The sequence below is a fragment of the Streptomyces sp. NPDC008150 genome (genome assembly GCF_042956945.1).
Classification (GTDB): domain Bacteria; phylum Actinomycetota; class Actinomycetes; order Streptomycetales; family Streptomycetaceae; genus Streptomyces.
Genome location: NZ_JBIBHJ010000002.1, coordinates 351588 through 364684, shown reverse-complemented (window position 1 = coordinate 364684; position 13097 = coordinate 351588). Strand labels below are relative to the sequence as shown.

At 72.8% G+C, this 13097-nt stretch carries 11 protein-coding genes; 10 read left to right on the top strand and 1 reads right to left on the bottom strand.

Annotation, left to right across the window (positions count from 1 at the left end; all coding sequences use genetic code 11):
- Positions 1–625 precede the first annotated feature (625 nt).
- The 10 genes from ACFZA0_RS07665 (at position 626) to ssuE (ending at position 11912) form a co-directional block, all read left to right on the top strand.
- Complete coding sequence (locus tag ACFZA0_RS07665) at positions 626–2236, top strand: ABC transporter substrate-binding protein (protein ID WP_391012939.1); 1611 nt, start codon at positions 626–628, stop codon at positions 2234–2236.
- Positions 2237–2348: 112 nt separating this feature from the next.
- On the top strand, positions 2349–3377 hold the full coding sequence (locus tag ACFZA0_RS07660; RefSeq protein ID WP_391012936.1) for an ABC transporter permease subunit: 1029 nt from the start codon (positions 2349–2351) through the stop codon (positions 3375–3377).
- Between the two features lies 1 nt (position 3378).
- Positions 3379–4269: an ABC transporter permease subunit gene (locus ACFZA0_RS07655; RefSeq protein WP_391012933.1), complete on the top strand. Its 891-nt coding sequence runs from the start codon at positions 3379–3381 to the stop codon at positions 4267–4269.
- The gene (locus ACFZA0_RS07650; protein ID WP_391012930.1) at positions 4266–5228 is read left to right on the top strand and encodes an ATP-binding cassette domain-containing protein; all 963 of its coding nucleotides are present in this window, start codon (positions 4266–4268) and stop codon (positions 5226–5228) included. Before ACFZA0_RS07655 ends, ACFZA0_RS07650 begins: the two co-directional genes overlap by 4 nt.
- A complete protein-coding gene (locus ACFZA0_RS07645; protein ID WP_391012927.1) occupies positions 5225–6070 on the top strand; it encodes an ATP-binding cassette domain-containing protein in 846 nt (281 codons plus the stop codon). The genes ACFZA0_RS07650 and ACFZA0_RS07645 overlap by 4 nt, the downstream gene beginning before the upstream one ends.
- Before the next feature lie 136 nt (positions 6071–6206).
- Positions 6207–7547 carry an NtaA/DmoA family FMN-dependent monooxygenase gene (locus ACFZA0_RS07640; RefSeq protein WP_391012924.1) on the top strand — a complete coding sequence of 447 codons (1341 nt, stop codon included), beginning with the start codon at positions 6207–6209 and terminating at the stop codon, positions 7545–7547.
- A 12-nt stretch (positions 7548–7559) separates the two neighbouring features.
- Positions 7560–9401, top strand: coding sequence for an FAD-dependent oxidoreductase (locus ACFZA0_RS07635; RefSeq protein ID WP_391012921.1), 1842 nt, complete (start codon positions 7560–7562; stop codon positions 9399–9401).
- Positions 9398–10435: an LLM class flavin-dependent oxidoreductase gene (locus ACFZA0_RS07630; RefSeq protein WP_391012918.1), complete on the top strand. Its 1038-nt coding sequence runs from the start codon at positions 9398–9400 to the stop codon at positions 10433–10435. Before ACFZA0_RS07635 ends, ACFZA0_RS07630 begins: the two co-directional genes overlap by 4 nt.
- Position 10436: 1 nt before the next feature.
- On the top strand, positions 10437–11210 hold the full coding sequence (locus ACFZA0_RS07625; RefSeq protein ID WP_391012915.1) for an alpha/beta hydrolase: 774 nt from the start codon (positions 10437–10439) through the stop codon (positions 11208–11210).
- A 144-nt stretch (positions 11211–11354) separates the two neighbouring features.
- Positions 11355–11912, top strand: coding sequence for an NADPH-dependent FMN reductase (gene ssuE / locus ACFZA0_RS07620; protein WP_391012912.1), 558 nt, complete (start codon positions 11355–11357; stop codon positions 11910–11912).
- A gap of 121 nt (positions 11913–12033) precedes the next feature.
- Here ssuE and glsA read toward each other — a convergent pair whose 3' ends face one another.
- A complete protein-coding gene (gene glsA / locus ACFZA0_RS07615) occupies positions 12034–13047 on the bottom strand; it encodes a glutaminase A (RefSeq protein WP_391012909.1) in 1014 nt (337 codons plus the stop codon).
- Positions 13048–13097: the final 50 nt, after the last annotated feature.

Here is a 13097-nt window from a genome sequence, read left to right as displayed (position 1 = left end):
CGGCACCGGCGCCCCGCCGGTCCCCGCGTGGCGCGAGCGTGTACGGCGTGTTTCGCCCTGTCCGGGCGCCGGCGCCTGCGGCCCGTGAAGTGCGCCGAGCGGTACGGCAGTTGTGGTCCGGGGCCCGTCCCGGCCAATGAGACACCAATAGGTGTCCATTGACAGTCGGTCGCGACGGGCCCCAGGATGTCCACCATGCTCACGACGCACCCCGGTGTGGTGTGCCGCTACGTGGACCTGCGGCGCACCTCCAGCGCTCTCTGTCGCTGACCTTTCGCCGCCCAGGGACCACGGACGCCTGAAGTGCCGTTCGCGACGGCCGTCGTTCGCGTCCCCGGTCGAGCCGTGACCGTCCGACCGCGCTCTCCCGTTCGCCGCGTCCCGCGGCGAGGGTCCGGCCGGTCGCCTCTCCCGATCTCCCACGATCTCGTCCGAGACCGCTCCGTGTCCCGGTCCGTCCCGTGAACCGCCGAAGCCCGTGCCCCGGGCGCGGTGTGCCCGAAACCGGCGCAACGCCGCGTGGAGGGGCGCCCGTCGGTGCCGGGCGGGCGTGCGGTCCGGCGCGTACCGCTGCCTCCTTCCCGGCCCGCCGCACGCGGACCGGGAACGTCACAGAAAGAACGCCATGCCCGGACGCCTCACGCCCCGTCGCCCCGGAACACCTTCCCGGCCGAACGGTTCGCCCCGCCCCGCGCGGTTCGCCGAGTCCCCGCTCAGAAGACTTCGCCTGCGCGGCGTCGCCCTCGCCGCCGCGCTGCTCACCGTCCTCGTTCCCACCCTGAGCGCCTGCGCCGGGGACGGCACGACCGCCGGCGGCAGCGGCAGCTCCACCCTGAACTGGGCCTCCTCCTACTTCCCCGCCCACTGGGACCCGGTCGTCTCCGGCAGCGGTGCGCAGTTCCGTGAACTCGCCCTGGTGTACGCCTCGTTGACCCGCACGGACGCCAAGGGCAACGCGGTGCCCGACCTCGCCAAGAGCTGGAAGTACAACAGCAAGGGCGACGAGATCACCTTCCACCTGCGGCCGAACCTGAAGTTCAGTGACGGCACGGCGGTGGACGCCGCCGCGGTGAAGGCCGCCGTCGAGCGCGCCCAGAAGCAGAAGAACTCGGCTCTGTTCGGTGACCTGACCTCGATCAGGTCGGTGGACGCGAACGGCCTCGACGCGGTCCTGCACCTCTCCCAGGTCGACTACCAGATACCGCAGTTGCTCGGCGAGCGCGTGCTCCAGATCGCCAGCCCCAAGGCCGCGGCGTCGCCCGACGCGCTGGACAAGCAGCCGGTCGGCGCGGGCCCGTTCGTCCTCAAGCAGCTCGTGCCGGGCACCAAGGCGGTGCTGACGAAGAACCCCGACTACTGGGACGCCGAGAACATCCACATCGACAACGTCAACCTCACCTCGGCGCCCGACGCGTCGACGGTCGTCTCCGGACTCCAGACCGGCGTGTACAACTTCGCCGACATCGCACCGAGTCAGGCCTCCGCCGCCAAGAAGGCCGGCCTGAACGTCTTCGTGCAGCCCGGGTTCAACGCCGAGAACATCAGCCTGAACGTGAACAAGGCGCCGTTCGACAACGACAAGGTCGTCGACGCGGTCCGCTACGCGATCAACCGCAAGGAGTTCGTGGACAAGCTGACCTTCGGCTACGGCGACGCCACCGACCAGCCCTTCCCGAAGGGGTACGAGGCATACGACCCCGAGTCCGCGGACCTCTACCCCTACGACCCGGCGAAGTCCAAGAAGCTGCTGACGGAGGCCGGTTACCGGTCGGGCGACATCAAACTCTCCCTCGTCATCCCGGCCGAGGACCCGCAGGCGGAGATCGTCCAGTCGCAGCTCGCGAAGGTCGGCATCACCGTCAGCATCAAGATCGACAAGAACTGGGCCACCCCGTTCTTCGCCAAGGACCTGACGTTCTCGCTGTACGGCACCACCGGCCGCGACTCCGCGGTGCAGACCCTCACCGCGCACTTCGGCCCGAACGGACCGCTCAACCTCAGTACCCCGTACGAGCCTTCGGGCTTCGAGGCGGCCGTCGCCAAGGTCCGCGAGACGCCGCTCGGGTCGGCCGGCTACGTGAAGACCCTCCAGGCCGCCACCCGGGCCGGGCTGAAGAGCAAGGCGCTCGTCTTCACCTACTCCGCGCCCAACCTCTACGCCAAGAGCAAGGCGATCTCGACGCTGCCCGCCAACCCGGGCCACATCGACTGGACCGGCGTGACCATCTCCAACTGATCAGCCCGGCAACGCAGTTCGTACGTCCTTCGCACGAGCACCGCACCACCCCGCACGACGGGTGCCGGCGCCCGCCGGCACCCGTCCACCACCACAGAGAGGGGGCAACCCCATGACGACGACAGAGGCGGCAGCCACCGTCCTCCCGCGTCCGGGGACCGCCACGGTCAGGACGCGCCGCGCGCTCGGCCGCGTCCTGACCACCCTCGCCCGGTCCGTCGCCATCTTCGTGCCCGTCTTCCTGGTCGCGACGTTCGTGACGTTCGCGATGCGGTCGCTGAGCGGACTCAGCCCCGCCCGCATCCAACTGGGCGAGAACGCCACACCCGAGGCCATCGCCAGGGTCGAGTCCCAATGGGGTCTCGACCGGCCCTTCCTGGTCCAGTACGCCGACTGGCTCGGCGGAGTCCTGCACGGACAGCTCGGCACGAGCTGGACCAACGGCGCCGACATCTCCACCCTGATCGGGCTCGGCCTCGGAGTGAGCCTCTCCGTCGCCGCGTTCGCCCTGATCATCGGCGTGGTCGTGGGATTCGTCCTCGGCACCGTCGCGGCCCTGCGGCACACCACCTGGATCGACCGCACGATCACCGCGTTCGTCACGGTGACCTCGGTGATGCCGGCCTTCGTCGTCGGCATCGTGCTCGTCGAGGTCCTCGCGGTCGGGCTGCACCTCTTCCCGTCCGCCGGATACGTCCCCGCCGCACAGGGGTTCGGCCCCTGGCTCGCGCACATCACCCTGCCCGCCCTCGCGCTCAGCTTCGACGTCATCGCCGACGTCGCCCGCCAACTGCGCGGCAGCCTCGTCTCCGCCTACCGCGAGAACTACGTCACCGGCGCGGTGGTTCGCGGCCTGAGCCCGCGCCGGATCTTCTTCGGGCACGTGCTGCGCAACGGCATCGGCCCCGCGCTCGCCACCCTGGGGCTGAAGTTCCCCGCCCTGGTCGGCGCCTCCGTCGTCACCGAGTGGATCTTCGGACTCCAGGGCTTCGGACGGTTCGCCAACGACTCCGCCCAGTCCGGCGACGTACCCGCCGTGCAGGGCGTCCTCGTGGTGTCGATCGCCCTGGTCGTCGCCTTCAACCTCATCGTCAACCTGGTGCTGGCCCGCGTGACGCCGGCCGCACAGCGGGGGGTGTGACATGGTGCGCCGCGTTCTCTCGCTCGGCACCGGCCGGATCGCCGTCGTCGTCCTTACGGTGATCGCCCTGCTCGCGCTCCTCGGACCCGTACTGGCCCCGCAGGACCCGCTGGCCACGAGCGACCACACCCTGGCCGCCGTGTCGGGCGAGCACTGGCTGGGCACCGACTACCTCGGCCGCGACGTGCTCAGCAGGCTCCTCGACGGTTCCCGCGTCAGCGTGTTCGGAGCACTGGAGGTCGCGCTGACGGCACTCGTCGTCGGTGTGCTCCCCGGCATCCTCTCCGTCTACCTGGGCCGGGTCTTCGAGTGGGTCACGCTGCGGCTGGCCGACACCCTGGTGGCCCTGCCGTTCCTGCTGTTCGCCGTCGCCGTCGTCTCCCTGCTCGGCAACGGGCTCAACCAGGCGATGCTGGTCACCGGGGTCCTGGTGTCGCCGCTCTTCTACCGCGTGTCCCGCGCGGCGACCCTCGCCGTGGCCCGCTCGCCCTACGTGGAGGCCGCGCTCGTCTCGGGCGCCTCCGTCGGCTGGATCGTGCGCCGCCACGTGTGGAACAAGGTGCTGCCGCCCCTCGCGGTCGCCCTCGCGCAGACCGTCGGGGTCGGATTCGTCATCGTCTCCAGCCTGACGTTCCTCGGTATCGGGGTGCAGCCGCCCGCACCCACCTGGGGCGGCCTGCTCGCCTCCGACCTCGGCTACCTCACCCAGGCGCCGTGGGCGCCGGTCGTGCCGGCCGTGCTGATCATGGTGACGGTCTGGGCCTGCAACCTGCTCGCCGACGCGATCCGCGACGTGTCCGGCGAGGCGGGCCGCGCGCTGGTGAACCAACGAAGGGCCCGCGCACGACGAGAGGGCCGGGCCGAACCCGTCACCACAGGAGGAGTGCGATGACCACCCTGTCCCAGAAGCGGTCGGCGTCCACGCCGACGGTGGCACCCGCCCCCGCGTCCGCTCCCGCCCCCAAGTCCGCCGCTCCCGCGCCCGGCACCGGGGCGCCGACGCGCGAGTCGCCCGAGCACGCGGAACAGCCCGCCCCGGTGCTCTCCCTGCGCGACGTCCGCGTCTCCGACCGGGCCGCCGGACGGGAGATCGTGCACGGGGTGAGCTTCGACCTCACCCCCGGAAGGACCGTCGGGATCGTGGGGGAGTCCGGCAGCGGCAAGACCCTCACCTGCCGCGCGGCCCTCGGCATCCTGCCGCCGCACTTCGAGGTCAGCGGCGGCGTCGTCGAGATCGACGGCACCGACATCACCGGCCTGACCCCGCGCGAGTGGACGGCCCTGCGCGGCTCGACCCTCAGCGCCGTCTTCCAGGACCCGGCCTCCTACCTCAACCCGTCGATCCGGGTCGGCGCGCAGATCGCCGAGGTCGTCCGCGTCAAGAAGGGACTCGGGCGCCGCGAGGCACGGGCACGCGCCCTCGAACTGCTGCGGGCCATGCACCTGCGCGACCCCGAACTCGTCCACGGGCAGTACACCCACGAACTGTCCGGCGGCATGCTCCAGCGCGTCCTGATCGCCGCCGCGATCGCCGCCGGACCGCGTGTCCTCATCGCCGACGAGGCCACCACCGCACTCGACGTCACCGTCCAGGCGGAGATCGTCGACCTCCTCGCCGACCTGCGCGAACGGGAGGGCCTGGCCCTCGTCGTCGTCTCCCACGACCTGGCGCTCGTCGCGCAGCTCTGCGACGAGGTGCTCGTCATGCGCGAGGGGGAGGTCGTGGAGCACGGGCCCACCGCGTCGGTGCTCGACGACCCGCGTCACGAGTACACCAAGCTGCTCATCGCCGAGCACGAGCAGTACGGCCTGGAGAAGTTCCTCGAACCGAAGGGGGAGCGGCAGTCGTGAGCGGTACCCAAGGAAAAGTCCGTCCCGTCCTGGAAGTCAGGGACCTCGACGTCGACTACGGGGCACGCCGCAGGCGCCGCCGCGCCCTGCACGGTGTCGGCCTGAGCGTCGTGCCCGGCGAGACCGTCGGCATCATCGGCGAGACCGGCTCCGGCAAGACCACCCTGGCCCGCGCCGTCCTCGGCCTCGTGCGTCCGTCGGCCGGCTCGATCGTCGTGGACGGCGAGGAGGTCGCCGGACACAGCAGGCGCCAGTGGCGCGACCTGCGGCGCCGGGGCGTCGTCCAGTACGTCTTCCAGGACCCGCTGCGCAGCCTCGACCCCGACCTCACCGTCAAGGCGTCCCTCACGGAACCGCTCCTCGTGCGGGGCGTCGGCACAGACGAGGCGGCGGACCGGGTGCGCACGCTGCTCGACCGGGTCCGCCTGGACGAGGAACTCCTCGACCGGCTCCCCGGCGAGATATCCGGCGGCCAGCGCCAACGCGTCGCCGTGGCAAGGGCGTTGGTCACCGAACCGCGGCTGGTCATCCTCGACGAACCGGTCAGCGCCCTCGACTCCGCGAACCGGGTCCAGGTGCTGGAGATCCTCAAGGAACTGCGCGACTCCGGCACGGCCCTCGTCTTCATCTCCCACGACCTCGGATCCGTCGCCGGCATCGCCGACCGTGTCGCCGTGCTGTACCGCGGCGAACTCGTCGAGACCGGCCCGGTCCGCGACGTCGTCAACGCACCCACCCACCCCTACACCCGGCTGCTGCTCAGCTCCGCGCCCACCCTGCGCGGCGACGCACCCGCCGACCGGGCCGAACGCGAGGCGCTGCGCGCCCTGTTGCACGCCTGACCCGAACACGTCCGGCCCGGAACACCCGACCCGTCACCCACCGCTCGCACGTGCCCGGCCCGCCCCGGCCGTCCGCCGGGCCGCCCCGGCCTGCCTCGCACACCTCCGCCGAGCACCCACCAGACAAGGAAGAGACATGTCCCGCACCCTGCACCTCGCCCTGCACCCCTACGGCGTCGGCGGCCCCGGCCAGCACGGCCTGTGGAAGGACCAGAGGGTCGCCAACGACTCCAGCATCGACATCAACTACTACATACGGCTGGCGCAGGCGGCCGAACACGCGCTGTTCGACGCCCTGTTCATCGTCGACAGCCAGTTCATCAACGCCACCTACCCGGCGCACTACCTCAACCGCCTGGAACCGCTGACCCTGTTGTCCGCCGTCGCCACCCACACCCGGAACATCGGCCTCGTCGGCACGGCCAGTTCGACGTACAACTCGCCGTTCAACCTCGCCCGCCGGTTCGCCTCGCTCGACCACATCAGCGGCGGCCGGGCCGGCTGGAACGTCGTCACCAGCTTCGACACCGGCACCTCCCGCAACTTCGGGTTCGACGAACACCTCGACTACACGACCCGGTACGGCCGGGCCCTGGAGTTCGTTGAGGTCGCCCGCGGCCTGTGGGACTCCTACGAGGACGACGCCTTCCCGGCGGACGTGGCGCGCAACGTCTTCCTCGACCCGTCGAAGCTGCACGAACTCGGCCACGAGGGCGAGCACTTCAAGGTGGCCGGCCCGCTCAACCTGTCGCGCTCCCCGCAGGGCCAGCCGGTCATCTTCCAGGCGGGTGTCTCCGAGGAGGGCCGCGACCTGGCCGCCCGGGTCGCGGAGGGCATCTACGCGCCCGGCGGTTCCCTCGAACAGGCCCAGGAGTACTACTCCGACATCAAGCGCCGCACGGCCGCCCACGGGCGCGACCCCGAGCACATCAAGATCTTCATCCACGGCGGTCCCGTCGTCGCCGCGACCGACGAGGAGGCCCGCCGCCGCGAGCGCGAGATCTTCGAGGAGGACAACGACCTCGAACGCAACCTGGCGCTGCTCGGCCGGGGCTTCGGCGCCTACGACTTCAGCGGCCACGACCTGGACGCCCCCTTCCCCGACATCTTCCACCTCGCCGAGAAGGGTGGCCGGACGGGCGCCACGAAGCTGCGCGAGCGGGTGCGCGAGGGCAACCTGACGCTGCGTCAAGTGGCGGAAACAGCATCGGAGTTCCGGCGGTCCCCGTTCGTCGGCGCCCCGGAGACCGTCGCCGACGCCATCGAGACCTGGTTCGCGGCGGGCACCCTGGACGGGATCAACCTCGCCTTCCGCACCGAGGAGGACCTGGCCCTCTTCGTCGACGGCGTGGTCCCGCTGCTCCAGAAGCGCGGCCTGTTCCGCACCGAGTACGCGGCCGACACCCTGCGCGGCAACCTCGGGCTGCCGGTCCCCGCCAACCGGCACACCGCCGCCCGCGGTCTCGCGGAAGCCTGAGGGGCCCCGACCATGAGTGAACTCTCCGCAACCGGCGGCCGGGACGTGCACCGCGTTCCCTTTCCCGCCGACCCACCCCCCGCCGCCGTCGACGTACTGATCGTCGGCGCCGGACCGGTCGGCCTCGCGGCGGCGGTCGAACTCACCGGCCGCGGTGTCCGCGTCGCCGTCGTGGACCGGGCCCGCGAGGCGACCCTGGTCCGGGCCGGCGCCATGGGACACACCCCCCGCGTCGTCGAACACCTGCGCCGCTGGGGACTGCTCCAGCAGGTCCGCGCGGGCTGGACCAGCCCGCCGGAGTGGAACCGCGGCATCCGGCTCGTCACCTCGCTCGCCGGGCACGAACTGGTGGCCGCACCCGTACCGGCGTTCTCCGCGCCGGGCGGCCACGCAGCGACCACCTCCGTGGAGGCGCTGCGCCGGCCGCAGACCGTGTTCCAGCACGTCTTCCTCGAACGCCTCCGCGAGCGGGGAGTCCCCGTTTCGGGAGGCTGGGAGCTGCGCTCCCTCACCCAGGACGAGGACGGCGTGGACGTCGGCGTCGCCCCCGCGGGTGACGACGCGGACGGTGTGCCCCGCACGATCCGCGCGTCCTGGGTCGTCGCCGCCGACGGCGGCCCGAGCACCACCCGCCGCCTCGCCGGCATCGCCCGCGAGGGCGCGTACGCGACGGAGAAGCGCGTACGTCTCATCGTCCGCACCGGCGACCTCCCGCCGAGCCTCGGCCCCGCCCCGTCCGCCACCAACATCGTCCTCAACCACGGGGCCTCCGGCTTCCTCGCCGCGGTCAGCACCCGCGAGTGGCGGGTCTACGCCGGCCCCTACCCGCTCGACCACGAACCCACCGAGGACGAGCTGCTCACCGTCGCCCGCGCCGCCTTCGGCACGGACCTCGACCTGGAACTCGCCTCCGCGACCACCTTCTACGAGGCCACCCGCATCGCGGAGACCTTCCGCCGCGGCCGGGTCCTGCTCGCCGGGGACGCCGCCCACGTGCGCACCCCCGGCGGCAACCTCGGCGAGGGCATCGGCGACGTGGTCAACCTCGGCTGGAAACTGGCCGCCGTCCTCGCGGGCCACGCCCCGCACACCCTCCTCGACTCCTACGACCAGGAACGGCGCCCGCACAACCACCGGGTCGCCGCCCACGCGCTGGACCGCGCCCGCCGCTCACGCACCGCCGTCGCCGAGATCCGGCAGGGCGGCATCCCCGACGACGCCGACCTCTCCGCCGCCGCGGAACTGCGCCGTGCCGAGATCGCCGAACGGCTGCGCCGCGACCAGCGGCCCAGTCCGGGCGTCACCTTCGACGAGCGGTACGACGCGTCCGACGTCGTCTGGTACGAGCCCGGCCAGCCGGACTCCGAACGGCCCTGGCGGCCGGAGGTCTACGAGGACGACCCGCGCCCCGGCCACCGCGCGCCGGACGGGGTCGTGGACCCGTACGGGCTGACCCTGCACGACCGCATCGGGTCCGCCTTCGCGCTGCTCGTCCTGGCCGGCGGTCCCGAGGACCGCGCGGTCCACGGTGAGCCCAATCCGCCAACCGTGGAGGGGGAGTTCGCGGACGAGGCCGTGGCCCGCGGGCTGCCGCTCACCGTCGTCCACCTCGCCGACCCGGCCGCCCGCGCGGTCTACGGCACCCCCTACGTGCTCGTCCGTCCCGACCAGCACGTCGCGTGGCGCGGCACCGGGCTCCCGTCCGGCGGCGCCGCCGAGGTCCTCGACAAGGTGCTCGGACACCGCGCCGGCACCGCCCCCGCCGGACGCCGGGCCACCGTGCTCTCGCCCCGCCGGACCGAAATCCGCGAACCCCGCACGGCGGACCTGACAGGAAAGGCGGCGACCCCGTGACCGTCCCCGGGACACCGACCCTGCGGCTCGGCTTCCTCACCCACGTCCAGAACCGTGCCGGCGACTGGGCCCGCACGTACCGCAACGCCCAGGAACTCTTCGTCGTGGCCGACGAGTTGGGCTTCGACATCGGCTGGGTCGCCCAGCACCACGAACCCGGCGGAGGCGGCGGCCTGTCGTCCCCGTGGACCTTCCTCGCCCACGCCGCGGCCCGCACCACCCGCATCCGCCTCGGCACCGCGATCACCGTCCTCCCGCTGGAGGACCCGGTCCGGCTGGCCGAGGACGTCGCCGCCGTCGACACCCTCAGCGGCGGCCGCGTCGAACTCGGCGTCGGCAGCGGCTCCAGCGCCCTGGAGTACGCGGCCTTCGGCCGGGACGCCCACCGCAAGCGCGAACTCACCAGCGAGAACCTGGCAATCGTCCGGCAGGCCCTCGCCAACGAGGAGGTGGGCACCGCCGGGTTCCGCATCCAGCCCGCGGCGGGCGACTTCACCGACCGGATCTGGCAGGGCGTCTTCAGCGGACCTGGCGCCGCCTACGCCGCGGCCGGCGGTTCGAACCTGCTCCTCAACAGAGCCGCCTACGGCTACGACGAACCCACCGACGAGGTCCAACGACCATGGGCGGACGCCTACTTGGCCGCCTGGGACCGACCGCGCAGGCCCCGCGTCGGGCTGTCCCGGTTCGTGTTCCCCGCCAAGGACCGGCGCACCGCGCTCAGCCAGATCGGCGACGACGTCCACCGCGCCGCACTGCGCATGGTCCGCGGCGGCGCGTTCCCCGAGGGGCTGGGACAGGACGAGGCGCTGCGCCGCTTCCACGCCTTCCACGGGGCGCCCGAGGAGATCGTCGCCGCTCTCCGGAAGGAGAAGGTGCTCCCCGTCGCCACCGACCTCATCACCCAGTTCAACCCCGCGGTCCCCGACCACGACGCCGCGATCCGCGCGCTGGAACTGATCGCGACCGAGGTGGCACCCGCCCTGGGCTGGCAGCCCGCCCGCCGGGCGACGCCCGAACCCGCAGGAGTGTGACATGACCGAGTACACCGACCACCACGGGCCCACCGGGCTGCGTACCCGCGGCACGATCGTCGTGGTGCCCGGCCGCGGCGAGACCCGGGCGACCTACGGCCGCCTCGGCAGGCGCCTGGCGGCGGACGCCTACCGGGTGCGCGTCACCGACACCCCGGACCTCGACCCCGCGGACCTGCCCGGCTCGCTCTCCGCCCTGGCCGCCGCTCTCACCGCGGCCGTCGGGGGCACGGCCGCCGAGGATGGGGCCGACGCGGTACGTCCCGTGGTCCTGATCGGCGCCGACACGGGTGCCCTCGCCCTCGCGGCACTGCTCGGCCGGCCCGAACTCCTCGGCGCGCTGCGGCCGGACGGCGTCGTGCTCGCCGGCCTCCCCGGCGAGACGGCGTCCCGCAAACGCGGTTGGGACGACGAACTCGACGTCCGCACGTCCTGCCCCGCGCACCGAGGCACCCTCACCGACGACGCCGGGGTGCGGCGCGGCAGCCTCGACGACGCGGTCCCCGGCGCCCTCCTCGACGCCGCCTACGGCGCCGAACTCCCCTTGCCCGCACTGCTGTTGACCGGTGACGCCGACCCCCTCGCCGACCCCGACACCCTCCGCCACGCGGCGAAGACGTGGGGCCGCACCCGGCTCGCGGTCGTGCGCGGTGCCCACCATGACGTCCTCAACGACCTCCAGCACCGCTCGGTCGCCGCCGAGACGGTGACCTTCCTGGAGACGCTCCGCGAGGACCTCGTGCCGCTGGTCGCGGTGGAGTCGAGCGCCTGGTGAACACCTGAACACCTGAACACCTGAACACCCCCTGCAAGCGCCGCCGTTCGCGATGTCCCGGGCCGCCCGCACCTCCGGGCGGCCACCGACCGCGCAGCGCGACCGTCCCGTCTTCCGCCGCCCCGACCTCGGAGGGTCCTCGTCATGGCAACCGTTCTGTCCGTCTCCGGAAGCCCGTCCGCCACGTCCCGTACCGCCCGCCTGCTGCGACACCTGGACACCCGCCTCGTCGAGCAGGGACACGAGGTGATCGCCCTGGACGTCCGTACGCTGCCCGCCGAGGCGCTGCTGGGCGCCGACTTCGGGCACCCCGCGATCGTCCGCGCCGCCGCCCTCGTCGAGCAGGCGGACGGCGTGGTGATCGGCACCCCGGTCTACAAGGCCGCCTACTCCGGCCTGCTGAAGTCACTGCTCGACCTGCTGCCGCAGTTCGCGCTGGCGGGCAAGACGGTGCTGCCGCTCGCCACCGGCGGAAGCACCGCCCATGTGCTGGCCATCGACTACGCGCTGCGCCCGGTGCTCAGCTCCATGGGCGCCGCGCACATCGTGCCCGGCTGGTTCACCCTCGACAAGGACATCGTGGTCGACCAGGACGGCACCCTCACCGTCGCCCCGGGCGCGGCCGAGGCGCTCGCCCAGGTCACCGACGTGTTCTCGACCGTGCTCGGCGGGCGCACCGCGCACTCCGTCGCCGCGGCCTGACAGGGGCGCGGCGCACCCCCGTCGGCGGCACGCCCTCGCCCCTCCCCGGCCGGCACCGGCCGTTCCGCTCCGGCCCGGCCGGGCGGGCCGGCCGGGGACCGGCGACGCGTGAGGGCCCCGCTCACACCGCCCCGCGCGCGGCGGGCGTGTGGACGGCCGACGCGAAGATGTTCAGCCCGAGGCTGCGGGACAGGAAGGCCGTGGCACGCTGCCCGCGGACACTGTTGCCCGCCCTGTCCAGCGGCGGCGAGTACGTCCCGATGCCCGCCTTGCCGGGGGAGACGGTCACGATCCCGCCGGACACCCCGGACTTGCCCGGCAGCCCGATCTCGAAGAGCCACTCACCGGATCGCTCGTAGAGGCCGTTCGCGGCGAGGACCGCGAGCGTGTCGCGGCACACCGCCGCCGACACCACCCGTTCCCCGGTGACGGGGTTGACGCCGCCGTCGGCGAGGGTCGCCCCCATCACCGCGAGATCGTGCGCGTCCACCAGCAGGGAGCACTGGCGCGTGTACACGTCGACGACGTCCGCCGGCCTGCGGTCGATGCGCCCGTAGCTCTCCAGGAGTTGCGCGATGGCACGGTTGCGGCGGTTCGTCGCCGCCTCCGAGGCGTGCACGACCGGGTCGAGCTCCAGCGTGCGCCCGGCGAACCGCGACAGCCCCCGTGCGACGAACGCCCACTGCTCCTCGGCGCCGGAGCCCGGCACCAGCGCGGTGGTCGCGAGGGCGCCCGCGTTCACCATGGGGTTCATCGGGTGGCCGTCGTTCAGCTCGATCGCCGTGACCGAGTCGAAGGGCAGGCCGGTGCTGTTCACCCCCACCTCTTCGAGGGCCAGCGCGTGACCGAGTTCCTCCCGCACGAGGGCGTACACGAACGCCTTCGAGATCGACTGGACCGAGAACCGCCGGTGCACGTCGCCCGCGCCGTGCGCGCTCCCGCCGACCTCGACCACCGCCACCCCGAACGCGTCCGGATCGGCCTCGGCGAGCACCGGGATGTAGTCGGCCACCACGCCCCGCGTGTTGTCGCGCTCCCGCGCGTGTGCCGCCGCCACGAGGGACGTCACGTGCTCCTCGACGGGCAGGTCGCCCGTGGAGGCGCGTTGCGCGACATCGTCGACGCCCAGGTCCATGAACCGTCCTTTCGGCCGTTCGGCGACGGGCCAACCGGAGCATATGTCCC

What these genes read in the sequence shown, in the direction of transcription:
- ACFZA0_RS07665 (WP_391012939.1), top strand. Translation starts at nt 626, where the DNA reads ATGCCCGGACGCCTCACGCCCCGTCGCCCCGGAACACCTTCCCGGCCG.
- ACFZA0_RS07660 (WP_391012936.1), top strand. Translation starts at nt 2,349, where the DNA reads ATGACGACGACAGAGGCGGCAGCCACCGTCCTCCCGCGTCCGGGGACC.
- ACFZA0_RS07655 (WP_391012933.1), top strand. Translation starts at nt 3,379, where the DNA reads ATGGTGCGCCGCGTTCTCTCGCTCGGCACCGGCCGGATCGCCGTCGTC.
- ACFZA0_RS07650 (WP_391012930.1), top strand. Translation starts at nt 4,266, where the DNA reads ATGACCACCCTGTCCCAGAAGCGGTCGGCGTCCACGCCGACGGTGGCA.
- ACFZA0_RS07640 (WP_391012924.1), top strand. Translation starts at nt 6,207, where the DNA reads ATGTCCCGCACCCTGCACCTCGCCCTGCACCCCTACGGCGTCGGCGGC.
- ACFZA0_RS07635 (WP_391012921.1), top strand. Translation starts at nt 7,560, where the DNA reads ATGAGTGAACTCTCCGCAACCGGCGGCCGGGACGTGCACCGCGTTCCC.
- ACFZA0_RS07625 (WP_391012915.1), top strand. Translation starts at nt 10,437, where the DNA reads ATGACCGAGTACACCGACCACCACGGGCCCACCGGGCTGCGTACCCGC.
- ssuE (WP_391012912.1), top strand. Translation starts at nt 11,355, where the DNA reads ATGGCAACCGTTCTGTCCGTCTCCGGAAGCCCGTCCGCCACGTCCCGT.
- glsA (WP_391012909.1), bottom strand. Translation starts at nt 13,047, where the DNA reads ATGGACCTGGGCGTCGACGATGTCGCGCAACGCGCCTCCACGGGCGAC.